Source organism: Rhodohalobacter sp. (genome assembly GCF_034521535.1).
GTDB lineage: Bacteria > Bacteroidota > Rhodothermia > Balneolales > Balneolaceae > Rhodohalobacter.
In genome coordinates this window covers 154,174-177,271 of record NZ_JAXHMF010000005.1, presented here as the reverse complement: position 1 = coordinate 177,271, position 23,098 = coordinate 154,174, and the positions used below count along the sequence as shown (strand labels likewise).

Annotated in this window: 33 protein-coding genes; 11 read left to right on the top strand and 22 right to left on the bottom strand. The window is 43.3% G+C overall.

Annotation, left to right across the window (positions count from 1 at the left end):
- Window positions 1-33: 33 nt before the first annotated feature.
- Genes U5K35_RS19650 through U5K35_RS07635 form a run of 3 tightly spaced genes read left to right on the top strand, consistent with a single transcriptional unit; the run spans window position 34 to window position 830 of the window.
- A complete protein-coding gene (locus U5K35_RS19650; protein WP_416221602.1) occupies window positions 34-237 on the top strand; it encodes a hypothetical protein in 204 nt (67 codons plus the stop codon).
- Window positions 238-357 (top strand): hypothetical protein, encoded by a 120-nt coding sequence (locus tag U5K35_RS19645; RefSeq protein WP_416221601.1) that lies wholly within the window; start codon window positions 238-240, stop codon window positions 355-357. It abuts the gene before it with no gap.
- A gap of 56 nt (window positions 358-413) precedes the next feature.
- Window positions 414-830: a hypothetical protein gene (locus tag U5K35_RS07635; protein ID WP_322570864.1), complete on the top strand. Its 417-nt coding sequence runs from the start codon at window positions 414-416 to the stop codon at window positions 828-830.
- 388 nt (window positions 831-1,218) lie between these two features.
- Here U5K35_RS07635 and U5K35_RS07630 read toward each other — a convergent pair whose 3' ends face one another.
- From U5K35_RS07630 to U5K35_RS07580, 11 genes are all read right to left on the bottom strand, one after another.
- Window positions 1,219-2,010, bottom strand: a complete 792-nt coding sequence (locus U5K35_RS07630) for a hypothetical protein (RefSeq protein WP_322570863.1) — start codon at window positions 2,008-2,010, stop codon at window positions 1,219-1,221.
- A 1,076-nt stretch (window positions 2,011-3,086) separates the two neighbouring features.
- Window positions 3,087-3,269 carry an efflux RND transporter permease subunit gene (locus U5K35_RS07625; RefSeq protein WP_322570862.1) on the bottom strand — a complete coding sequence of 61 codons (183 nt, stop codon included), beginning with the start codon at window positions 3,267-3,269 and terminating at the stop codon, window positions 3,087-3,089.
- Window positions 3,244-3,684, bottom strand: a complete 441-nt coding sequence (locus tag U5K35_RS07620; protein WP_322570861.1) for an efflux RND transporter permease subunit — start codon at window positions 3,682-3,684, stop codon at window positions 3,244-3,246. Before U5K35_RS07620 ends, U5K35_RS07625 begins: the two co-directional genes overlap by 26 nt.
- Entirely contained in the window at window positions 3,678-4,100 is a 423-nt protein-coding gene (locus U5K35_RS07615) for an efflux RND transporter permease subunit (protein WP_322570860.1), read from the bottom strand. The genes U5K35_RS07620 and U5K35_RS07615 overlap by 7 nt, the downstream gene beginning before the upstream one ends.
- Window positions 4,040-4,327: a hypothetical protein gene (locus U5K35_RS07610; RefSeq protein ID WP_322570859.1), complete on the bottom strand. Its 288-nt coding sequence runs from the start codon at window positions 4,325-4,327 to the stop codon at window positions 4,040-4,042. Before U5K35_RS07610 ends, U5K35_RS07615 begins: the two co-directional genes overlap by 61 nt.
- A 37-nt stretch (window positions 4,328-4,364) precedes the next feature.
- Window positions 4,365-5,018 (bottom strand): efflux RND transporter permease subunit, encoded by a 654-nt coding sequence (locus U5K35_RS07605; RefSeq protein WP_322571753.1) that lies wholly within the window; start codon window positions 5,016-5,018, stop codon window positions 4,365-4,367.
- Window positions 4,960-5,493, bottom strand: a complete 534-nt coding sequence (locus U5K35_RS07600; RefSeq protein WP_322570858.1) for an efflux RND transporter permease subunit — start codon at window positions 5,491-5,493, stop codon at window positions 4,960-4,962. The genes U5K35_RS07605 and U5K35_RS07600 overlap by 59 nt, the downstream gene beginning before the upstream one ends.
- Window positions 5,468-5,980, bottom strand: a complete 513-nt coding sequence (locus U5K35_RS07595; RefSeq protein WP_322571752.1) for an efflux RND transporter permease subunit — start codon at window positions 5,978-5,980, stop codon at window positions 5,468-5,470. Before U5K35_RS07595 ends, U5K35_RS07600 begins: the two co-directional genes overlap by 26 nt.
- 187 nt (window positions 5,981-6,167) lie before the next feature.
- Entirely contained in the window at window positions 6,168-6,482 is a 315-nt protein-coding gene (locus U5K35_RS07590) for a hypothetical protein (protein WP_322570857.1), read from the bottom strand.
- 403 nt (window positions 6,483-6,885) lie between these two features.
- Complete coding sequence (locus U5K35_RS07585; RefSeq protein WP_322570856.1) at window positions 6,886-7,386, bottom strand: efflux RND transporter periplasmic adaptor subunit; 501 nt, start codon at window positions 7,384-7,386, stop codon at window positions 6,886-6,888.
- A 219-nt stretch (window positions 7,387-7,605) separates the two neighbouring features.
- Complete coding sequence (locus U5K35_RS07580) at window positions 7,606-9,093, bottom strand: hypothetical protein (RefSeq protein ID WP_322570855.1); 1,488 nt, start codon at window positions 9,091-9,093, stop codon at window positions 7,606-7,608.
- Window positions 9,094-9,293: 200 nt separating this feature from the next.
- On the opposite strand from U5K35_RS07580, the gene U5K35_RS07575 reads away from it, so the two are divergent.
- From U5K35_RS07575 to U5K35_RS07565, 3 genes are all read left to right on the top strand, one after another.
- Window positions 9,294-9,557, top strand: coding sequence for a hypothetical protein (locus U5K35_RS07575; protein WP_322570854.1), 264 nt, complete (start codon window positions 9,294-9,296; stop codon window positions 9,555-9,557).
- 7 nt (window positions 9,558-9,564) lie between these two features.
- The gene (locus U5K35_RS07570) at window positions 9,565-9,864 is read left to right on the top strand and encodes a hypothetical protein (protein WP_322570853.1); all 300 of its coding nucleotides are present in this window, start codon (window positions 9,565-9,567) and stop codon (window positions 9,862-9,864) included.
- Window positions 9,865-9,957: 93 nt separating this feature from the next.
- Window positions 9,958-10,623 (top strand): hypothetical protein, encoded by a 666-nt coding sequence (locus U5K35_RS07565; protein WP_322570852.1) that lies wholly within the window; start codon window positions 9,958-9,960, stop codon window positions 10,621-10,623.
- Here U5K35_RS07565 and U5K35_RS07560 read toward each other — a convergent pair.
- From U5K35_RS07560 to U5K35_RS07515, 10 genes are all read right to left on the bottom strand, one after another.
- A complete protein-coding gene (locus U5K35_RS07560; protein ID WP_322570851.1) occupies window positions 10,620-12,065 on the bottom strand; it encodes an ATP-dependent DNA ligase in 1,446 nt (481 codons plus the stop codon). The two genes, U5K35_RS07565 and U5K35_RS07560, sit on opposite strands and share 4 nt — an antisense overlap.
- Complete coding sequence (locus U5K35_RS07555) at window positions 11,977-12,348, bottom strand: hypothetical protein (protein WP_322570850.1); 372 nt, start codon at window positions 12,346-12,348, stop codon at window positions 11,977-11,979. Before U5K35_RS07555 ends, U5K35_RS07560 begins: the two co-directional genes overlap by 89 nt.
- A 256-nt stretch (window positions 12,349-12,604) precedes the next feature.
- Window positions 12,605-12,940, bottom strand: coding sequence for a hypothetical protein (locus U5K35_RS07550; protein WP_322570849.1), 336 nt, complete (start codon window positions 12,938-12,940; stop codon window positions 12,605-12,607).
- Window positions 12,941-12,962: 22 nt separating this feature from the next.
- Complete coding sequence (locus tag U5K35_RS07545; RefSeq protein WP_322570848.1) at window positions 12,963-13,205, bottom strand: hypothetical protein; 243 nt, start codon at window positions 13,203-13,205, stop codon at window positions 12,963-12,965.
- A 108-nt stretch (window positions 13,206-13,313) separates the two neighbouring features.
- Window positions 13,314-13,496, bottom strand: a complete 183-nt coding sequence (locus U5K35_RS07540) for a hypothetical protein (RefSeq protein ID WP_322570847.1) — start codon at window positions 13,494-13,496, stop codon at window positions 13,314-13,316.
- A 353-nt stretch (window positions 13,497-13,849) separates the two neighbouring features.
- Entirely contained in the window at window positions 13,850-14,200 is a 351-nt protein-coding gene (locus U5K35_RS07535; RefSeq protein ID WP_322570846.1) for a hypothetical protein, read from the bottom strand.
- A gap of 327 nt (window positions 14,201-14,527) precedes the next feature.
- The gene (locus tag U5K35_RS07530; RefSeq protein WP_322570845.1) at window positions 14,528-14,851 is read right to left on the bottom strand and encodes a 6-bladed beta-propeller; all 324 of its coding nucleotides are present in this window, start codon (window positions 14,849-14,851) and stop codon (window positions 14,528-14,530) included.
- Between the two features lie 164 nt (window positions 14,852-15,015).
- Window positions 15,016-15,249: a hypothetical protein gene (locus tag U5K35_RS07525; RefSeq protein ID WP_322570844.1), complete on the bottom strand. Its 234-nt coding sequence runs from the start codon at window positions 15,247-15,249 to the stop codon at window positions 15,016-15,018.
- Window positions 15,250-15,520: 271 nt separating this feature from the next.
- On the bottom strand, window positions 15,521-15,829 hold the full coding sequence (locus U5K35_RS07520) for a hypothetical protein (protein WP_322570843.1): 309 nt from the start codon (window positions 15,827-15,829) through the stop codon (window positions 15,521-15,523).
- A gap of 509 nt (window positions 15,830-16,338) precedes the next feature.
- Window positions 16,339-17,295 carry a hydrogen peroxide-inducible genes activator gene (locus tag U5K35_RS07515; RefSeq protein ID WP_322570842.1) on the bottom strand — a complete coding sequence of 319 codons (957 nt, stop codon included), beginning with the start codon at window positions 17,293-17,295 and terminating at the stop codon, window positions 16,339-16,341.
- Window positions 17,296-17,386: 91 nt separating this feature from the next.
- On the opposite strand from U5K35_RS07515, the gene U5K35_RS07510 reads away from it, so the two are divergent.
- Entirely contained in the window at window positions 17,387-17,656 is a 270-nt protein-coding gene (locus U5K35_RS07510) for an acylphosphatase (protein WP_322570841.1), read from the top strand.
- 27 nt (window positions 17,657-17,683) lie between these two features.
- Here the strand turns inward: U5K35_RS07510 and U5K35_RS07505 are convergent, their stop codons facing one another.
- Window positions 17,684-18,436 (bottom strand): hypothetical protein, encoded by a 753-nt coding sequence (locus U5K35_RS07505; RefSeq protein WP_322570840.1) that lies wholly within the window; start codon window positions 18,434-18,436, stop codon window positions 17,684-17,686.
- A 343-nt stretch (window positions 18,437-18,779) separates the two neighbouring features.
- On the opposite strand from U5K35_RS07505, the gene U5K35_RS07500 reads away from it, so the two are divergent.
- The 4 genes from U5K35_RS07500 to dnaE all read left to right on the top strand — a co-directional run bounded on the left by U5K35_RS07500 (window position 18,780) and on the right by dnaE (window position 22,999).
- On the top strand, window positions 18,780-19,388 hold the full coding sequence (locus U5K35_RS07500; protein WP_322570839.1) for a 3'-5' exonuclease: 609 nt from the start codon (window positions 18,780-18,782) through the stop codon (window positions 19,386-19,388).
- Between the two features lie 186 nt (window positions 19,389-19,574).
- Complete coding sequence (locus U5K35_RS07495) at window positions 19,575-19,976, top strand: PHP domain-containing protein (RefSeq protein WP_322570838.1); 402 nt, start codon at window positions 19,575-19,577, stop codon at window positions 19,974-19,976.
- A gap of 570 nt (window positions 19,977-20,546) precedes the next feature.
- On the top strand, window positions 20,547-21,374 hold the full coding sequence (locus tag U5K35_RS07490; protein ID WP_322570837.1) for a hypothetical protein: 828 nt from the start codon (window positions 20,547-20,549) through the stop codon (window positions 21,372-21,374).
- Window positions 21,375-21,433: 59 nt separating this feature from the next.
- Complete coding sequence (dnaE, locus tag U5K35_RS07485; protein WP_322570836.1) at window positions 21,434-22,999, top strand: DNA polymerase III subunit alpha; 1,566 nt, start codon at window positions 21,434-21,436, stop codon at window positions 22,997-22,999.
- The last annotated feature ends 99 nt before the right edge of the window (window positions 23,000-23,098 follow it).

Here is a 23,098-nt window from a genome sequence, read left to right as displayed (position 1 = left end):
CATATTGACAGCGTTGTTATTGATTCCTTATTTGTGTACAAACAGATCAGAAAAGACCGGAAAGTAAATCAGGTTAGGAATGAAGAAAATCCATCCAAACTGGACGAGCCGGTGAATGCGTGGTTCTATTCAAAAAACGTGCTCATTCTTTTGATAGGATTAGCTTTTATAGTATTTGGATCGCGATGGATGGTAGATTCAGCCGTAGAAATAGCGGGTATTTTTGGGATCTTGTAATTGATCATAGGACTTACGATCGTCTCCATTGGAACATCGCTGCCGGAAGTAGCTACCTCACTTTCGGCCGTGCGCCACAACGATTCTGACACCGCAGTGGCCAATGTGATGGGAAAGTAACTCAAGAACATTTTTCTGACATACTTGGCTTATGATAATGCATGGGCGCTTCCGTAATGTCTCCCCCGTATGCCATAAAGCTTGATATGCCCATTATGGTGGGGGTGGCCATAGCCTGTCTGCCGCTCTTTTGGCCGGGCAAGCAATTGGGACGCATTGAAGCCGGTGGATTTCTGTTCTACTACATCGCCTATATGACCTATCTCGTTTTTATCTCCATTCAGCACCCACTGGAACAAACCATGGAATGGTGGATGGTTTGGGTGATCATGCCGGTCACCGTAGTACTCATTATTACTAAATTTGTGGGCATGATAAAAGAGAGCGGCTTTAGGTTCTCATGGATAAAAAATGAGAATATAATTTGCCGGGATGAAGATTTTTGTGATCAAGCCGTAGAAATCCCAAACCTGAATCCTATTAGTTATACAAACAACTTAAAATGTATAACGCAAGATACTTTATCGGTGTAGTTATTTGTTTTTGAATAATCTATTTCCAAAGATACCTGTCCAAAATATTTTAATGAGCGCAAAATCTCGCTGTTTATGATGGATAGCGTTAGCTTTTATAATAGAGAATTCATAGAACTCTGTTAATTTTTCTCGCAGAGGCACGCTATGAAACGCAGAGTTGCGCAGTTTTAATCCTCAGCGAAACTCTGCGGGAAACTCAGCGCAAATCCGCGTGACATTTTATATCACGTTTGTTCATGAATCTGTATTAAGCTTGTTCTCACATTTTAACATCAAGTTCAGGTGCTTCCGGCTTGGATCTGATGTAATTCAAACTAATCTCGAAAATCCTACATTACACAAACGGAAAAGCTGTCCGTTCCATGTGTGGGCTCATTTTTATGTTCTACTTTTTTGCCTGTTCTTCCTTTTCCTTCAGCACGTAATTTACGTATAAAAACTCCAGGGCAGAGGCCTCATAGCCTTTCCAGTTTTGGATAAGTTCCTGAAAGCGTTCTTCTGAGGTGTTGTGGGGATCTTCTCCATAGGAGTATATGATCCATCGGCGCAAACCTTTTTCCTCATCACCTTTTTTATTGGAAGGAAACACGGCATCTGTTCGCCCCCGCATCATCATAAGATCCTGACCGGAAGTCGGACCGATTCCTTTTATGTCCGTAATGAGGTCATAGAATTCCTGCGGTTCACATTCCATCAGATGATCCATATCCACGTTTCCGGCCACGATGTCGTTGGCCAGTCCTACCAGGTATTGTCCTTTGCGCAGGGTAGGACCCAGTTTCCGGATATTGGCTGGGTCAGCCTTCATAAGCTGATGGGGCCTGGGCCAGGCCGGCAGTGACTGTTTCCCCAGCATTAGAGCGGTGCCATAGGCCTCACGGATCTGATACATCATCTTCTTGGCCGTTGGCTTATGATTCATCTGCATTTGCACGATACGATAGAGAATATCTTCAAAGAGATTGGCGCGTGTCATGCGCTTGAGTCCGTATAGATCCATCAGTTTATCGCCCAAAACAGCATCGTCTTTGGCTTGATCATAAAGTGGACGAATATCCATATCTGTTCCCAGGATCTTAACCAGACTTTTATTCGCCAGTCCGATCTCCTCTTCCGAAAGACTTTCCTGAGATTCGATATGAAACTCCGGGTTTTCCGGATCACCATTAAAAAGCATGGTCGACGATCACATCCGTACCGCCGACGGGAATGGGACGGGTGAAGCCTTCTTCAAATATTTTTTCGGGATCATGCTCACGTATCAAAATATAGATTCTACATCAAGGCAGAGAAACCAATCGTGGGGAGGGACTGGATTTTAGAGTCCAGGTACTCATATGGGGAAATTTTTAGAGTTTAAAAAAGTCTGAAAGGATCATTTAAGTCTTGAGTGAATTCGGAGACTGATGTTACTTGTCATCCCGTGCCACTAAATTTGCCCGCATTTAGGCAACACCATTGAGGAGGTGACAGATATAATTTTTCCGTCACACCAATTCTAATCCCTTTATATACTCTTTATTCATTTTTTCTTGATAAAAAACGAACCAAAAAATCAAGGCGGGCGAAAAAAGAGCTAAAGAGGACTCCATTTCGCTAAAATAAATCAATGCTCCGTTACCCGAATTGCTCGTTGTTCTCTTTATTTCTCAGCGGTATGATTTATTTTTTAACGCTTCATTTCGTCCTCTTCTTAACGCTCTTTTTTCTAAGGCCAGGTGTTACTGAGCACACTGTATCCATATCTGATTTTATTATTAAGTACGCGAGCACTACAGGCGTCATTCTCCCCTACGTTTAGGGGAGAAACAAAGAGGGGTTGTGGATACGGGGAGCGCATAATATATAAGGCTATTTTACATTTGTCATTGGTGGTGCACAAAATTTACCAAGGATTAGAATGCCTTTCACGAGGGATCTCAAATTTTAAGATCTCTCGTCAGTGCAAACCTTGAGACCCCTCGCGGAATACAACCTAAACCTACTCCAAACTACAAGGCGCCTCGGGGTGACAACTTCAGATATCTTATATCGAATTCACGTTAAAGTTTACAGATCATGTAGATCATGTATCACACTCCTCAAACAAAAAAGGCTTCTGCAGAATATACAGAAGCCTTGTGCAAATGGAGGTCAAAAATCAGTTTGCAAGTTCTACTTCTTTAGTGCTGGTAAAAGGATTCCAGCTAAGGGCTTTCACGCGTTCCAAAATTCCATCGGCGGTTACATACACCACGGGAATGAAGACGAGAGTCACCAGCGTGGAAGCCGTGAGTCCGCCCAATAACAACGCGGTGCAAGCGAAGCCTGAATTTCGGCTCCGGCTCCCCATCCAAAAGAAAGAGGGAGAAGACCGAGAACGGTCGTCAGCGTGGTCATAAGGATAGGGCGGAGGCGTAGTCGGCCTGCTTCAATTACAGCTTCGTACACGGGCATATTTCTGTTCTCGCCGCATCAGGTTGATGTAATCCAGCAGTACAATGGCGTTATTCACCACAATCCCGATCAGCATGATCATCCCCATCAGGCTTTGGATGTTGATGGGTGGTTCGGTGAGCAACAGGGCTGGGATTACGCCGATCATAGCCAATGGCACGGAAAACATCACCACCAGAGGATCAAGAAACCGCTCAAATTGTCCGGCCATCACCATATAGATGAGTATCAAGGCCATGATTATAGCCATTGAAAAGTCGCGGGCGGCTTTTTGTTGTTCCTCGTATTCACCCCCGTACACAATACTGAAGCCTTCGGGGAGCGGGAAAGTCGGAAAGCTCTGGCTCTGAATCGTCTCAACGGCTTCCCCAAGTGCCACTCCGTTTTCAAGGTTTGCGGTGATGTTGGTTAACACGCTGACCGTTCATGCGGTCGATGTCTTCCGGTCCGCGCCCACTTTCTTTTTTGATGACAGCAGAAATCGGGATCACCCCTTGAGGAGTGGTAATAGAAATATTGTCGATATCGAGTGTGCCCAGGCGATCTTCGGGGCGAAGGCGCAACGGTGATGGGATACTCATCGCCTCCAATACGATATGAACCGGCCCGGCTTCCGCCAATATTGGTTTGAATGATCTGGGCAACTTCCCGAACAGAAAGCCCCAGGTCTGCAATTTTATTCCGATCAAATATAATGCGTTCTTCCGGTGTTCCTTCGCTTCTTCCGGACCGGACTTCAACTATTCCCGGCAATTCTTCAACCCGGAGCTTTATTTGTTGAGCCAGTTCATAGGCTTTGTCAATATCGTAGCCACGTAACTCAAACTGCACATCCTCTCCGCCATCGATCCGCCAAAGTATACGCCTGCATGATCCAAAGGACCTAACTGCGCACTAACACGAATATCGGCGCCGGGTATTTTGCCTTCCAGTTTTTCGCGAATCTGTGAAGCGAGCTCAGAAGTAGATTGAGAGCGTTCAGACTGAGGTACCATAGCAATCTCGATCTCCGAGCGTCCATCTCTCACATCAGTTGTGAAAAATTCTACATCTTCCATCGGAAGGGTAGCTCTGACAATTTCTTCCGAATTCCTTTCAATACAGATTTTGAACGGCGACGTTGGTACCGTCCGCCATTCGCAGATCGATATCAATTTCATCGGCGTCGGTTTGAGGAGCAAGTTCAACGGGAATGATGGGGATAGCAAAAAAGCTGCCGACCACAAGTGCTCCGGTAATGCCAAATACAGCAAGCTTGTGCTGCAGAATTTTTTCAAGCGTTATAGAATAACGGGTTTCAAACTTCTGGAACCATTTTTGAAAGCGTCCTTTTTTGTTGGAGGTGCCTTTTTTAACGGTGAGGAAACGACTTGAAAGCATGGGCACCAAAGTAAGGGCAACCAGCAGGGAGCACACAAGGGCAAAAACGACTACCAAAGCCAGTTCCTGAAATAATAGCCCGGATACCGTTTGCATAAATACCACCGGTAGAAAGATCACACAGGTGGTAAGAGTGGATGCTACAATAGCTCCGGCAACCTGCTTTGTCCCAATTAGGGCGCTTGCTTCGAGTTCTTTTTCCTCTTCTTCCCGAAGCCGGATAATATTTTCTAAAACCACGACCCCATTATCAACAATAAGACCAACTCCGAGTGCGAGTCCGCCAAAACTCATTTGGTTGAGGGTAAGGTCATTGAAGTAGAGGAGGGCAAACGTGGCAATGATGGAAATTGGAATTGCCAGTGCTATAATGAAGGTTGATGATCCGTTTCTGAAGAAAATATACAGTACAAAAACCGCGAGTAAAAGCTCCCCAAACCGCTGCATTTTGCACATTATCTATTGAACTTTGGATGAAATCGCTTTGATCGGTGGTCACAAAAAGAGTCATATCTTTACGTTCCCTGTTGATCCGCTCAACCTGATCTCTGATATCCTGAGCCACGGCTACGGTGTTAGCTCCGGTTTGTTTCCGAATTCCGAAACGTATCATGGGTTTATTATCAATGCTTACAAGGCGATTCAGATCCTGATACCCAAAGCTGACTTCAGCCACATCTTTCACCCGTATTGGTTGCTGATCGACCGTAGTGATAACCGTGTTTGCAATTTGCTCAATGGACTTATATTCACCCAACGTTCTCACATAAAGCTGTTGAAGTCCTGAGGCTACATTTCCACCGGGCAGGTTCGCATTTTCACGAGCAATAGCCTGTTGTAACATCTGTTGTGGTAAGTCCACTCGCAATAAGGCGATCTCTTTTGATATCAACTTTTACTTCCCGGTCAATGCCGCCCCAGATATCGATGGAACCAACGCCATTAATTTGTTCAAACCGTTTGGTGACTTCCCGGTCCAGGACGGTCGTCAGCTTAGCCAGATTCATATCCGAATTGGCCCCAATAATAACAATCGGGAAATTATTGGGATCGAATTTCCATATACGCGGAGCATCGGCTTCCAGGTGGAATACTCCGACGTAACACGATCTAAAGCTGCGCTGGACATCATTTGAGGCTACGTCAATATCCACACTTTGCGCAAACTCGAGGGTTACACGGCTGCCACCTTCTCTTGAACTTGAACGAACCCGTTCAACCCCGGGAACACCGGCCAGTGCATTTTCAATGGGTTCTGTGATGATCTGTTCGATCTCTTGCGGACCTACATTGTCATAATCGGTAGCAACGGTAAGCTGGGGATATTCAATAGGGGGAGAAGATCTACCGGAAGAAATCGAAATCCAATGAATCCAAGCGTAATGATGATCAGGAAGACCATCGATGTGGCAATAGGGCGTTTGATCGATGTTTCTGTGATTGGCATAAGGGGCGCTTTAAAGGGTTACGTTATTGGATGTATCATTCTGATCCTGCATTATTTCCCGCAACAGATCTTCACGCTGGAGGCTCTGAAGCTGAAATATACGCTCCCAGCTCATTGTTTCTTACCCGCGCTCGCCCCCGACCTTCTGATAAAAGATCCTGGCCAACGGTAACCACCCATTGCCCGTTTTCAACTCCTGTTACTCCCAGTTCCATGCGTCCTTCTGCAATTACATCAATAGGCACAAATTCAACAGGAACAGGTTCTGTCATAGCTTGGGGTGAACTGCTGTCGGATGAATCTTTGACGGGCTCAATCTCAGAACTCAGTGAACGGGCTAAAATAAACTCCAGCTTGCCCGGTATCAGGGTCGTTATATAGCGCACTTGTTGGAATGAGTGTAGCTTGTCGACTTTCGCCGAACAGAACATCTACAGGAACAAACATTCCGGGACGCAAAAGGCCATCATTATTATCTACATCAATTTCGGCTCATAGTACTTCGGGTAACCTCATTCAGGAAAAGGGAGATACGGGATACTTCGCCGATTTAAGTACCTTATCTTGTTGGTTACCATTTACCAGAATTCGGGCAGACTGACCAACTGACATACTATTCAGCATGTTTTCTGCTGAGAACCACTCAATTTTAAGCTTACTCAGATCTCCAATAAGAAATAATTGCGTGCCGGTATTAACCTGCATGCCAATTTTGCATTTCGCCGGCCAATGTTTCCGGTGCAATGGGAGCTCGAATTACAGCCTTCGAAGTTGCTCCTCCTGCTGTGTCTATCCTGGAGATTCAGCTTGCTCTACCTGGGCTTCCGATAGTTCAACGTCTGCTTCTGCAGAAAGTAATTCAGCCTCGGCTTGTTCTACTTCTGCCTGACTGGTCAGATCTTTTTCTTCAAGTTGTTTAATTCGGTTAAAATCTGCTTTGGTGCGAGAAAGATTAGCTTTAGCCTGTTTTAACTGCGCCTGATTGATCTTTAAACCGGCTCTAGCCTGCTGTAATTGTTGCTCCAGCACTTGTGTATTCAGCTTGACTAAAGCTTCACCCTTTTCAACAAAATCTCCATTCTGAACATACACCTCGTCGATGACTCCGCTAAATTCAGCATACAGAGTGACCTGATTTTCAGCTTTTACGTTTCCACTGAATCGTTCTACCAATGGAAGGGGACCACATCGTGCCTGAGTTGCCTCCACAGAAGGGATGACCGCATTTTCATTTCGGTCGTTTTGTTCCGATTCGGAAGAGTCACCTGAACAGGCTGAAAATCCTATCAAACAAACGGTTAACAGGGAAAATTTTATAGGAGTAAAAATTCCTTCATCGATCTTTTTAGGTTTGGGAATAATTTAACCCAATTCTGCCTAAAAGAGCTCCCGGTGATATGTTAAATGCTATTAAACCAAAAAATACCGATACACTGTAGGGGATTGAAGGTCATAAATTTAATTACGAACACTTTCTTGAAACAGGTAAAATCGACTAAAATAATGGGGTCAATTTTGCAGATCTATAATTTCCGGCCTTTCACTTTTATACTGCGGCATGGTCATTCCGGCATTTGCATTCACATAGGTTGGATCAGCAACGGTATATTTTGTTCCGGAATGATAGTGAGAATCTCCATCCACCTCATCAGAAAAAGCAACAGCAGTTGCCAGGTGTTTTGAGTAGCGAAGTCCTACTACTTCCAAGCCAACCAATTCCTGAACTAAGTTAGCAAACAAAATGGAACGGTCGTCACAATCAGAATACGGGTAGAAAAGGGTCTCTTCCGGCATCATATACTTTTCCCGGTTAAATTGATCTTGGTCGGTTTTATAGTCAAATGAAGTTTGTACGAACCGTAGCAGAAAGTTGACTGCTTCTTCTTCACTCATTTCAGAAATGATTGGAGCCAGTTTTTCGTACATGGATTTTTTGGGAGAATCCGACATGGATGCTGTGAAGAACACCGGAAGCTCAGTGAGCGGATAATACTCAAAGTACTTCATGAGTTCTTTGTTGATGGATAACGGGATTGAATACTCGGTATCATCAAATGAAAAGGTAAGTGTCCTGGATTCCGTGTTAGTTCCATCCCCGAGATTTGGAAACTTCTCAATCCTGAAATTCAGTTTTTTATTTTGGCGTTGATGGGAGCCGGAATAGGTGAAAATTGAACTTGGTGTTTGCTGGTTTTCATCAAGGTCAATCACATAATAACGCTGGCCATCCAGGGTATAATATTTTGTATTGAAAACATTGTATTCTACCGCGTAAAGCAGGTAAACGTTGTTTTGATCATATCCTATACGCACCTGGTAACCCGATCGGCTCAGCAAAAACCAATTATACAAATTTACCAGTTTGCGGTCGTATCCTTCATAGATTGTATGCGCAAACTCATTGATCAGTAATACATATCCCCAGTCGTTTAGCTTAAGATCTTCCCGAACGCTGTTTGCATAATCGAGAATGGGCTCGTGGTCGATCCGGCTTACTTTATCCCAGAACTCAGCAATTTTCTTGCTATCGGTTTTCATGGCAGAAAACTCACGGGGAGAGTAGATTTCCCGTAACTGAGAAGGGATAGGTAAGGGGGACTTCCGATGAAAATAATTAATGGAAGCGTTCCGGGTTTTGATATCGGTGTACATCGTTGCTTCAGGTGGAGCTTCTATCGAAACCGGACCGGATTCAGCAGCATCCGGAATATCTATGGTAATGCGTTCTTTAAGCGGGGTTTTATCCTTTGGTGTTTCGTTCTCAACGGTTGGCTTGGGCGGTGCTTTGGGAATGGTAACCGGCTTACGTTCTTTGTAGAAATCAGAACCTATCTTTATGCCAACTTCTTCCCAGGCTTCTTCAAGCATTTTCACGAATTCCGCATCAAACTTATCCTGGTATTCCTGAAATTCAGCTTCCTGTTGCTGTTTCCATTTTTCGTATTCTGTATCTTGGGCAACGGCGTGAATTGAAAAAAGGCTTTGTCCGAAAAACAAGATTAAGAGAATGGCCCAAAATCTCTCTTTTTTCTATTGAATGTCCCCATAAGTACCTCGATAAAATTTTATGATAGTTTCATATAAATGAAAATTGAATATTTAATCTACAGAGTCAAATTAAATGATTTGTGTTGAACGATATTTCACTTTATAATACCGTCAACTTGAAAAATTAAACCTACTAAAGGGGTAACAAAATGAAAATAACATCTATTCTTTCAACGTTATTTGTATTTACTTTTTTAATTTCTTGCGGTAGTAATGAACCCGTAAGTACTAACGATCAAATGCCGGACTGGTATTTATCTCCACCAAATGATACGGAAGAATTCTTCTATGCAGCCGGTGAGGGTCAGTCTTCACGGCAGGGTACAGCTCTACGATCTGCACAATTAGCTGCCACACAGGCTATGGGAGCAAAATCTGGAGCTGAAAGTATCTGCTCTTCAGAAATCATTTGAGGAAGAAGTGCAAAGTGGTGCCGATGCCAATTACGCTTCCACATTTTCAAACGCCAGCGAAATTCTTGTGAACAGCACAATGAATGGTGCATCCAGAGATCGCGCTGATTGTGAACAACTTAGTGCCGAAGCCGCAGGTGGAAATGTAACCAACCGCTGCTTTGTATTAGTTCGCCTCCCTGTTGGGCAAGCACGTACTGCTCTTGAAAACGCGTTGTCAAAAGACGAGGAAATGTATACTAAGTTCAAAGCTTCCAAAGCTTTTGAAGAGCTTCAAAACAGACTTCATGAAGATATCGAAGAGTAAATCAACTATTTGTTGAAGTTATTTTACTTCATATTAATTCTGATATTAAACCTAGTGCTCTGTGGAAATTCATTTTCGCAGAGCACTATTTTTTTGGGTGATAGTTCAAGTCTTTCTTCATTCTATAAAAATAATACGCTCCATGGGTTCGGGGTTCAAAACCTGTCTTCATATGATCCGGAAGCTTCATTTGAGAAAGCGTGTGAGGATGCTTTAAAAGACCTGAATTCTAACCTTTTTCTTTCCGTTTACCTGGAGACATTTAAAAAAGACGATATCTACTATTATAATTTCCCTGAGCTGAGTATCCAGGATTCAGTTCTTACCTATGGGGAAAAGATCATCAAACAAGATTCCCTTCAGATTAATGGTCAGGCAGTGTGTGTTGCGGGTTTGTCGGGTGGAAATGAATCGATCACAGCGCCCACGCCTGATGTGTATGAACTGATGGTAAGTCCGCAAAAAATCGGGGATACCTGGTTTGCGATCGGTAAAAGTGAAGTGACTTCTTTTGGGCAATCTCAAAGCTGGATGAAAGCCAAGAATTACGCGGTCAAGGAACTGGCCAAAGTACTAAAGATATCCGTACAGTCTTTAAAGAGGCAGCTGGAGGAAAATACGATGAGCCGAATGAGCGAGATGACCTACTTCAAATCAAACCTGATCTTGGAAAACATCCATAATGTGCAACGCTTTACTACGCAAGATTGGTTTGTGGTGGTTGTTGCCGTGAAGCAGGAAGATATACTTGACTATTAACTCTGACCTCTGAATTCAAAAGAGGGATTCTCTGACTGCTTCAATCGGTCCTGATTCAGCTTTTCTTCATACTGCTGTTCAACATTCTTCAGGGTATCAACATCATCGGGAGACAGATCCCAGCGAATGGCTTTAAATCGTGGAAAGCGAAGGGTGAAGTTGGCCTTTGTTCGTTTATTTACCTGAATGTCATCAAATTCGAGTTCTACTACAATATCCGGGTATAGACCCAATGTGGGCCCATATTTCTCGGCCGTTATCTTTTTTATGCGTGCATTCAGTTTCTTTAATTCCTTGTCGGTATATCCGCCATACGCTTTCCCAATGGGGATGAATTCTTCCTCATATCGTTCATCCTCGCGGACGGAAACACCGAGGGTGAAATCAGAATAAGTTCCGCCTCTTTTACCGCTGCCGGCATGCGCATACATCATGATGGTATCGAGCGAACCGCCCGGTTTTTTCACTTTCAGCCACGACTTCCGACGCTGCCCGTATTCGTAGCTCGATTCCTTGTGCTTCAGCATCAACCCTTCATTTCCATGTGCCAGGGCGAGTTCAAAAAGTTCTTCGATCTGCTCTTTATTGTGAATGTCAGTCTGCGTGGTGATCGGGAAATTAAATTTTTCGGAAAGTTCTGCCAGTAGCGTCCGCCGTTCGGAGAGGGACTGCTCAAAGATCGGTTGACCATCATAAAACAACATATCGTAGGCTATAAGCAGGGTGGGGTGTTTTTCGAGGATTTTTTGGGATGGTTTTTTAAGTCCCATGCGCTTTTGCAGTAGCTGGAACGGCATGATGGTATCGTCTTTATACACACAAATTTCACCATCCAATACCATTTCCGGGAGCTCTCTCTGACGGTAGAATTCCACAATCTCCGGAAAAGAATGGGTGATATCATTCAGGTCTCTGGAAAAAATACGCACTTCCCGGCCAGAAACATGAAGCTGACAACGCATACCATCAAACTTCTCTTCTACCACATAATCGCTGTACTTTTCTACGGCCCGACTTTCAATAGGAGAGGCCAGCATAAAGGCGATGGGCTGAAATAACTTGAACTGAGCTTCATTCAGCTGATCTTTTTTTGCGAGCACGGCCGTTTTCCCGATACTGCCGGTAAGCATATGCACGTACCGAACCTCGTCCACTTTTTGGCCGAACGCTTTCGCAATTGAGGACACAATACTTTTCGATTCAAACCCAATCCGAAGCGAACCGCGTCCCAATATTCGCAGAAAATACTTCACTTCAAGTGGACTCATTTGCAGCCAGCTTTCCTTCAAAATCTGCTGCTTGTCCGCTCTGGATGAAACCTCGTATAAACGTTCATAGATTTTCGAAACTTTTTTAAGTGAAAGAGATTCCTGGGGTCCATTTTTGTTGCGCTTCGGGGATATTTGTGAGCAATTTCTCGATGGTCTCCGAGGAACTCCCAACTGCGGTTTTACTCGGTTTGAACACTTTTTCATAATCAATTTCACAAATGTCAGCGGCCAGCGTTGAGTAAGTGCGACTGCCCACTGAAGCCCGTTTACCGGATACATCTGAAAACGCCCCTTCACCCAAAAACTGAGCCGCAAGCTCCAGATCCTGCAGATCATTCAGGGAATTAAAATACTCCGCACAGATCTTGATTTTCGCATTACTTCCCCGTGTTTCGTTGATATGCTGAGCAGTCCCGGCTAAGGCTTCGAAAGTATGTAGTTCATCTCTATGCATCGATACTTAGATAATTGGAAATGTTAAATGCTAAATGTTGAATTATAAATTTGGTTATTGGGCTTGCCGGAACCAGTGATTGTAGTAATTGACCTAGACTGTTGGAACACATTTTGTTGACTTATTTAACATTCATAATTCAAAATTTAAAATTACTCCTCCCGTTCAGCTTCCATATTTAAAAACTTAGCCGGTAATCCACGTTCATCCAGGTAATGCTTTACCACGTCCGGGTTTGGGGTGTGGGTGATATACGTCATTCTTGGGACTGCAGGCGTTCACAAAGGGAGATCAGTTCAAAAAAGTCGAGGTGATCGGAAATGGGGATGAGTTTATCTGCGGTAAGCTGACTTCGCCTCGATTCCATGGCTGCCCAGCCGCTACAATAGGCGATCTTCTTTTTGTGCACATTGGAAGCAAACCCATTATTAATAGCAGAACTTGGGCAGACCAGGATCTTTCCTTCGCAAGTATCCCGGTCATAGGTTTCGTAATCTCCAAGGTTGATGCCTTCCTCCTCATATATATCACAAAGCTTAAATCCCGCACCGTGAATTTGAACGGGGTGATCCAGATCCTTCACCAGGTGCATGATCTCCTGCGCTTTCCCAAGATTATAGGCGAGGAAAACGGGCGTGTATTCTTCCTCCAGTGCTGATTTTGCAAAGCCGGGTGATTTCTGCTTTCAATTCTTCATAATTGGCCCAGCGGTATACGGGCAGACTGAAGGTTGCTTCGGTAATAAAACTGTCGATCTGGGTATCGGGGAGTTCGAAGCCTTCGGTGGCGGGAGAGGGAGGGGTGCGGTAATCGCCGGTGTAAAGCAGGTTTCCGGAGTCGGATTCAACAAAGGTCATGGCCGAGCCAAGAATGTGTCCGGCCGGGTAAAAAGTAACTTTGGCATTCTCGGTTTCGACAGTTCGTTTAAAAGGAAGTTCTTCAATCTCGTACTTGGTGCCCCGACGCTACATGAATTTTTTTGTGGGCGGTGTTGCATAAACGTTTTCAGCATTCGATTTCCAGGGAATATGATCTGCATGTCCATGAGAAACAAAAACGTGCTGTGCTTTCTTCCCGCTGTAATCAAGCCCAATGCCGAGTTGAGGCAGCAGTATTCCATGATTTCCAGCTTTGGTGATTTCGAGCATGCGAGTGCGATAGTCATTCTGAGGATACCTCCGAAGAATCTTAGCCTGAAGCAGTTAAGATGTCAAAGTTGGCTGAAATTCTTAAAGTAACCCAGAATATTATTTAGATTCACTCACTAAACTAATAAGAGGGGGTGACAGTTCGTGGCATGGAAAATAGAACGCATGAAAAAAATTGAATTAGAAACCACAATAGCCGACCATAGTTCTATATCTACTAGTTATTATCACGAGCCCCCAAAAAATAAAACTAATTGAAAACTTATGATCCAGCTAGCTTAAATTTAATAACTGAAGGGTGATTTAATCCTGTATTTTCTAGCAGATAAAAATTGTCTTCTGAATCTTTCCAATTAATGAGTGGCTTCCAGGGTACTCGTGATGCCTCTACAGACTTTACTAAACCAATGTGGGTTAACACTATAATCATCATTTATGATCTGAGCATATATATCAATTATATTCTCATGTTCTCCTTCTTTATCTAAAGGATCTCTCCATGTTGCTGCAAATACAATGATTCTTCCATCCGATAACTGATGAATGCCGGCATCGAAAGTATTTACTCTACCTGTATGTGGGTCTGGTGCCCCCCCGAACATCACTGATCTTATTCCGGGTACTGAAGTAGATCTATATTTTTGATAAAGATTATTATCAAACGATGTGTAGCTCTCCTGCGAAAAATCATAGGCTTTTATCACCTTATATAGATTCCACTCACTTTCCCCTTGTCTGCGGAAGCAGTAAATATTTCCATGGTATATTGAGGGCGAGTAATAGAATTCGCTTTTATCCTGACTCAGGACGAAGCTGCCTGGTTTACCCAAAAAAGCTAACCAGGAAAAAGTATTTATTTCTATATCCCTTAGTTTGGAGAAGTCAAAAAAGAGGCCTTTCTATTTTTAAGCTCTTCATCATATACGTAAAATAATTCTTTATCTATTAATGATTTTTCCGGGTTATACACCCCATCATTATAAAGGGCTATTATTTTATCGTCATAGTGATCAACATCATCTGGGAAAAAATTACCACTCCGTTCCAGATTGATCTATAGGTACAGAGGAAACTTCATCACCTTCTTTTGTAAGATGTTTATAACGCCAATTCCCCCTGTCCAATACAAAGAAATTTTCTTCCGGAGTAATTTCAAATGTGTTTATATCTAAAAACTCTGAAGGTCCTCTTCCTCTTCTGCCAATATCTCTGATAAATTTCCCATCTGGATCAAACATCCTAATTGTTAATGATGCTCTGTCAGCCACGTATATATTAAGACTACTATCCGTTCTTACCCCCACAGGATCTCCGAGCTGATATTCTTCACCTTGGCTCTCAGCTCCTATCTTCAAGATTTCCTTTAATTCAATCTTTTCTTCATCATCGAGTAATGAAAGTCTGCTCCGTTTTTGAATTTGAATTACAACCTGAGAAAAATATCAAAAGAGTAAGATAGGTTATCAAACAAATTTGATAACCTATCTTATTTTGGTTAAACGATTCTATGTTCATGTGATTAGTTAGTTGGATTTGCAAATCCCCAGTCTTTACCGCAAGGTGCACCCCAGATGTAACAATCTTGACTTTGATCACATGCGGTCATACCAGCAATGTCTGTAGTAGGACATCCGCCTGGGTCATCAGATGTACAAGTATAACATGTTGCTTCAGCAGGAACTGCGGTAAATGCAACAGCTACAACAAAAAGCATAGTCGAAAATAACAAGTATAGTTTTTGAATTGATTTCATTTGTTTGTGTGATTTGGTTAAGATTATGAGTTAATTTTACTTAACTCTATTGCAGTATCAATTTCTTTGTTGATAGAATTTAAACTGACATGAGCTACTGGAATTGGGAGATAATGAAAGACTTTCGAAGATGGCTTTAGAAAAATAAAAGCCTTTGATTTGTTATGAAAAAAGGGATCAATTTCATTTGAATTAAATTTTTTCACTGGGTGATCCAACCTTGTAATTTCTGTAAATCTTTTGACCTTGTCCTGTTCTTCATCTATGAAAATTATATGATGATCATCAGAGAATTCATCTCTTTTTTTACTTCATTGAAAAATTCTAAAGTGTTCGTTACACATGTTGGACAAACTCTAGTATTTAAAATTGCAACAACAGTTATCAAGCTATCTTTTTCTTCTTGCGGTAAATCAAGAAACTCTGAATCTATTTCAATTGGTAAAATATTAGATAAGTTATAACTGCTATGATCTTCATTTATATCAACGTTGTTATCAGTAAAACTCAAGTTTAAGCTGACAATAACAATAGTTAATAAGAGCATTATTGAACCAAGTATTACTTTCCTATCTTTCATTTAAAAGTTATTTTTTTGCGTTTAATTTCATACAGTGGATTCAAAAATTCCAAACCTCATTATTTACTTTGCCTACTTACAAGAGGAATTATGGAACAGTTTGTTACAAAAAAGTTTTAAGTTTTTAAAAATGTAATTGTCGTTCCGTTTCTTCAGTTGCGTAAACAGACTCACGGGTGCTCTAAATTCCAGGGAGACTGGATACTTCTAATCTACTTGCCAAAAGAATCGAGTCCTCATAAACGTTTATTCTGCGATCAGCTACCGCAAAAATCCTTTCTTTTTCTCTTACGCACTTTTTTTGTGTATGTAAAAATTTTCAAACCTGCAAAATATTCACAACAGGTTTGCATATTCCATCCGTAAGCGCCAGGGCAAGAGGACGTGTAAAAAGTGCAGAGGCCGAATTAGGCGTCCCTTTCCCTCAGAAAAGGGAAAGGACGAGATAGGGTTTGAAATGCCAGCAAGGCCCGAACTAAAAGAAATAAAACCTCAACATTCAATGTTCATTATTGAATGTTCAAAATCCCTCTTACTCGATCACCATCTTGCTCTTCATCCGATTCCAGTTCCTCAGGAATAGAACCTTTGATCACCCCAGCAAAAGCATCGATGAGGTTTTTCTTGAGGAATTCGCGGCTGTACACCAAACGGATCTTGCGGGAAGGAATGGGATCTTCAAACTCCTTGACTACGCCGTTTGCACAGCTTGTATCATGATTATCCATGGCGAGGTAAGGCATCAGGGTTACACCAAAATCCTGTTCCACCAGTCGTTTCAGGGTTTCAAGGTTACCGCTTTCAAAAATGATGGGGGCTTTATTCCGCTTTTCATTATTCTTTTTGCAGATCTTCATGGTTTGATCGCGGAAGCAGTGCCCTTCATTCAACAGCCAGAGATCTTCCTTGTAAAGATCATCGATACAGATTTTATCCTTTTTAGCGAGTTCGTGCTTGGGATTTACATAGGCCAGAAAGGGCTCCAGAAACAGATCCTGCTCATAAATATGTTGGTCGGTGGGCGTGGCAATCACACCAACATCAAAATAATCTTCGTTCAACCCTTTGAGAACCTCTTCCGTGAGGGCTTCCTCAAAAACCAATTCCACTTCCGGATGTTTTTCTATAAATGGCTTCAAAAACAAGGGGACCAGATATGGTGAAATCGTTGGAATGATTCCGACCCGAAAAGTGCCGCGGAGTTCTTCGCCCTGCACGGCAACCATATCCTCTATGTGCTTGGCTCCACTTAAAATTTGTTTGGCCTGTTCTATGATCTCCTCACCAATGGCAGTTGGAACTACCGGGGACTTAGAGCGATCAAAGATCAGGATGCCAAGTTCATCTTCAAGTTTCTGGATCTGCATGCTGAGCGTGGGCTGGGTGATGTAGATCTTTTTGGCAGCCGTGGCAAAGTGTCGGTGTTTATCTACGGCAACGATGTATGAAAGCTGAGTTAAGGTCATAGGTGTAAATAAATTGAACGATTCTGACGGTATGAATTTTTTATAATTGAATAGCTGTAAAATAGAGTTTTAATCGAAAAAAGGTAGACCATTGAAGAAGCATATTTTTATAAACGGACGAGTTCAGGGTGTGGGGTTTCGCCATTTCACCCGAACCAATGCTGAGTCTCTGGGTGTGAAGGGCTGGGTTGAGAACTTACCCGACGGCAGAGTAGAAGCCGTATTTGAAGGTGATGAAGAGAGCGTGCAAGAGCTAATTGACCGCTGCAAAGAAGGTCCACCCTCGGCCTATGTAAAAAACATGGAAATAGAGGATGAAAAAGAAAAAGGTGCATTTTCCGAGTTTAGAGTTCGGTTTTAATGCACCTTTGAAGTGAGGGGGAAAGATTTATGAATCAGCTCCCATGGTGTTATCAATAAATGTCATCAGCTTAACGAGATCTTTTTCTGAACGGCTGTCGAGGTCGTTTTCTTTCATAAAATTGTTCATGGCCTTCCGATCGCTGCGGTCATATTTTCGGATGATATCTTTGGCTCGCAATCTTCTCAACTCTTCGATATCGCCATTGTGTTTCTGGATGAAAAACTCCTCGCTGTTTATGTAGCGCTTTGTTTTCTTGCCTGTGAACGGATCCTTACTGTTGCTTCTCATTAAATTGGTTCGATGGACAGCTAAAAGTTTGAGTCCGGTTCCCTGATTATAAAGTACCTGAACGGGGGTTAGTTCATCAAAGCCTAATTCTGTTTCTCTTATCTGATAGCTGAATACCTCCTGAACTTTATCTGAATTCTGGAAATCGGCCGGGGTCTCAAACATGAATCCTTTTACGCCATTTGTGTTCAGCACCATGATCTTCTCATCTTTAATGAACAAAACCTGATTCTTGTAAGAATCGTAGTTGATGGGAAGAATCTCACTTGCTTTGCCTGATTCAAACAAAATGCGTCCGTTCTCAAAAGACTCTTTCAGCAACGGACTTCCTATAATGTCCGTCTTATCTTCAGCATAAATGGTAGTTCCGGCCTTATTGGTAATTTGTACGGTCTGGTAATCGGTTTCATTTCCATTATTTTGGGCATTTGCCTGAAACGCCAGAAATAGCGCTAAAAACGGTACGAAAAGAATTCTATACGACTTCATAATGTCACTGATTGATTGTTAAAACTTTATTTAAACCAATATGCTCACAGAATTTCACTCTATCAAACCTCGATTGGTAAATAGTTTTAAAGAGTGATACCTGAATAGCTAATTGTAAACTGGTTGAACCGGACATTATTATCTGTGTTTAAAAGGGAAATGCTACCGGTTTATATTAAGTGGTGAAAGCAAGAGGTCGTCAATTCCGCGAGTATAAGCGCAATTAGGGAGTTATTTGTATGGTTTCCCCCATTGTGGATAAATAGTTGACAAAAAGCTTCGATAAGAAAGGCTATGAATAGTATATTCAATCTTTAGAAATTCCATTCCAAAAAGGCGATTTATGTACCTGATTTTTGATACTGAAACCACCGGCTTACCTCAAGATTTTTCGGCTCCCATTACCGAGCTTGATAACTGGCCACGCTTGGTTCAGCTTGCCTGGCAACTTCATGACGAAACCGGAAAGCTCATGAATAGCGGGAATTATATTGTGAAGCCGGAAGGATTTACGATTCCCTTCAATTCGGAAAAAATTCACGGTATTTCTACAGAGCGTGCGCAAGAAGAAGGGGTAGACCTGGAATTTGTGCTGCGTGAATTTTCCAAAGATATCAACAAGGCGTATTTCCTGATCGGGCATAATGTAAGTTTTGATGAGAAGATCATGAGGGCAGAATATCTCCGGAAGAAGATCTCGTCTGCTATTCTGGATAAGCCCAAGATTGATACCAAGATCGATGGAACCGATGTGGCTAAGATTGAAGGTGGCCGGGGCGGAAACTACAAGTGGCCATCTTTAGGTGAATTGCACCACGCTCTTTTTGATGAAGGTTTTGAAGACGCCCACGATGCCGCAGCCGATGTGGAAGCAACAGCCCGTATTTTCCTGGAGATGGTGAGGACCGGTGCTACTAAGAGTAAACTTCCCGATGGATGCCAAACTGTATGAGTCGGCCCAAAGCTATATGAAGCGGGAAGAATATATCGATCTCGTTTCCCCTCCCGGTTCAAAACAAAGCAGTCGGAAGAGCAATTAGAGGCTCAAAAAAAAAGTGGAAACAAAGAAGAGACAACTGGTAGCGGGGTAATAGAGCAGGCTACCTTCACGCACCTGCATAATCACTCCAAATTTTCGGTGCTTCAGGCCACGGCAGGCATCAAAGATCTGGTTAAAAAGGCCAAAGACGAAGGTATGAGCGCGGTCGGTCTTGCGGACCTCGGGAATATGTACGGCGCATTTTCATTTGCCGCTACAGCCCATGCAGAAGGGATTAAACCTATTATTGGGTGCGAATTTTATGTAGTGGAAGATCGGCTTCAAAAGAAATTTACGCGAGATAACCGGGATCGCCGCTACCAGATTCCGATGTTTGCTAAAAATCAGAATGGGTATAAAAATCTCTCGAAATTAAGCTCCATTGGCTTTACAGAAGGGTACTACTACAAATTTCCGCGGGTTGATAAGGACGTTATTGCCGAGCATGCGGAAGACGTTATTTGCCTGAGCGGGGGCGTCGAGGCTGGCTGGCCGACCTGATCCTGAATAAGGGACAGGAATTTGCCGAGGAAGAATTGCAATGGTGGATGGATACTTTTGGGGATGATTTCTACCTGGAGGTGCTTAACCATAATCTGGAGGAAGAGAAAAGAGTAAATCAGGTTTTTAAATCCTTTTCAGAGAAATATGGGGTGAAATTAGTAGCCACCAATAATGTATTCTACCTGGATGAAGAAGACGCCAAAGCCCATGATGCGTTGATCTGTATTGATGACGGCGAATTGATGAGCACGCCGAAAGGAAAAGGGCGCGGGTATCGGTATGGGTTTCCGAATGATGAGTTCTACTTCAAGTCGCAAGACCAGATGAAGGAGCTTTTTGTGGATATGCCGGAAGCCATAATGAGTACCCAGGAAATTGTTGATAAAATTGAGCCTGTTAAGCTGGAGCAAGATGTTCTGCTTCCAACTTTTGAGCTTCCGGAAGGTTTTGAGTCCGAAGATGAGTATCTGAAACATCTCACCTATGAAGGGGCCAAACCCCGGTATAATGACATTGATGAGGAAGTGACGGAGCGAATTCGAGCTGGAGCTTGGGATCATCAAAGAAATGGGGTTTGCCGGCTACTTTCTGATTGTGCAGGATTTTATTGCAGCTGCAAGGGAAATGGGCGTTTATGTAGGGCCGGGCCGGGGTTCTGCTGCAGGATCTGTGGTGGCGTATTGCACGGGGATCACCAATATAGATCCGCTGAAATACGATCTGCTTTTTGAGCGTTTCCTGAACCCGGAACGTGTGAGCATGCCCGATATTGATATCGATTTTGATGACGACGGCCGGCAGCGTGTTATCGAGTGGGTTGTTGATAAATACGGCGTAGATCAGGTGGCCCATATCATCACTTTTGGTTCCATGGCTGCCCGATCGTCGGTTCGTGATGTAGCCCGCGTGCTCGATCTGCCTTTGTCTGATGCCGATCGCCTTGCGAAACTCATTCCCGAAAAACCGGGAACATCACTGGATGATGCTTTTTCTGAAGTGAAGGAGCTCCGGACCATTAAAGAGGGCGAGGGCCTAGAAGCTGAAACTCTTAGAATGGCGCATGTGCTTGAAGGTTCGGTCCGAAATACCGGAATTCATGCGGCGGGAGTCATCATCGCCCCTGATAAACTTACGGAGTACATTCCGGTCAGTACGGCTAAAGATGCGGATCTCTATGTGACCCAGTATGATGGCGGCGTGATTGAAGATGCCGGTATGCTGAAGATGGATTTCCTGGGTTTGAAGACACTTTCTATCCTGAAATCGGCGATCGAGTACGTGAGGGAAAATCATGGGAAGGAATACCATCTTGATGACATTCCGCTGGATGACGAAACTACCTACAAGTTGTACCAGAATGGCGGAACACTGGGGACTTTTCAGTTTGAGAAGTGAAGGGATGCGTAAGCACCTCAAAAACCTCAAACCAACGGATACTAAATGACCTGATTGCTATGAACGCCTTGTACCGTCCGGGGCCTATGCAGTTCATTCCGGATTATATTGAGCGTAAGCACGGGCGCGAAAAAGTGGAATACGATCATGAAGACCTGATCAATATTCTGGAGCCGACTTACGGAATTATGATCTACCAGGAGCAGATCATGAAAGTGGCACAGCGCATGGGCGGCTACTCGCTTGGTGAAGCGGATGTTCTACGCCGTATCATGGGTAAGAAAAAGCCGGAACTTCTTCCGCCTGAGGAAGAAAAGTTCGTGAATCAGGCCGTGGAAAAAGGCTACGATAAGCAAACAGCCAAAGACGTTTTCGACAAAATGGCGATGTTTGCGGGCTACGGATTCAACAAGTCTCACTCCGCGGCTTATTCGGTGGTAGCTTATCATACCATGTACTTTAAAGCGAATTATCCCGCTGAATATATGGCTGCGGTGATGAGTCATAATATGAGCGACATCAAGAAAGTGGCGTCGTTTATTGAGGAATGTCAGCGTATGAACATTCCGGTGGATCCGCCTAACATCAACACGGCGCGCGGGAAATTTCGGGCGAAAGAGGGGCGGGTGCAGTATGGGATGTCGGCTATAAAAGGAGTTGGTTCTTCAGCCATTGCACACATTGTGGAGGAGCGTGAGGAGAACGGCGATTTCACATCTATTTTTGATTTTGCCACCCGCGTTGATCTGCGTACTTGTAACCGAAAGACCTTCGAAAGTCTTATTCAGGCCGGCGCTTTTGATACGTTAAATGAAAATCGGGCTCAGCTGTTTGAATCGGTTGAGGATATTTTGTCGTATGGTGTTCGTAAGCAGGAAGAGATCCGGCTCAACCAGGGAAATTTATTTGGTGGAGATAGCGGAGGCCCAGGTTCACAGGAACCCAAATTGCGAGAGGTGCGTAAATGGACACAGATCGAGCGGCTCAATAAAGAACGTGAACTTATTGGTTTTTATCTGAGCGGACATCCTTTAAGTCGGTTCAAAGAAGAGATCAAGCTTTTTGGAAGCCAGAATTTGGGTGAAGAGGTATTCGGAAGGATGTCGGATCGGGCAAATATCAAATTCATTGCTATTGTAACCGGCGTAAAAAGGGTCACGGATAAGAAAGGACGTCCTTTTGCATTTCTTCAGGTAGAAGATCTGAACAATTCAACGGAGGTTATTGCCTTCAGCCAAACGTATGACCAGTATATGGGGCTTCTCCAAACCGATAATGTGTTGTACATAGACGGAACCGTAGATACCCGAAGCGGAGAGCCTAAAGTGATCGCTAACTCCTTCGAGCGGGTTGAGAATCTTCGCGAAAAATTTCAGGATCAGTTGAATTTAAAGATCGACCTGAAAACCTCAGAATTGAATAAGGACGCCCTGAAGCAAATGGAGACGCTGTTTTCTATTAACAAGGGAACTACGAATGTGCGCTTTACGCTACACAGCAGCGAAGCTAATGGACCTATACGGATGAATGTCCGAAACTTTGTGGTAGAACCGAATGATGATCTGCTGCGAGGCTTGCGTGAGGTTTTGGGTAAGGAAGCAGTGCAGTTAGTCCATAGCAGTTAAGCAGTTTTTAAATTTTAAATAATGAATTATAAATGTTAAATGGATATAGCCTGGAAATGGCAACTGCTGACTGCCAGATCAAAATTTGAGGGGTTTGAA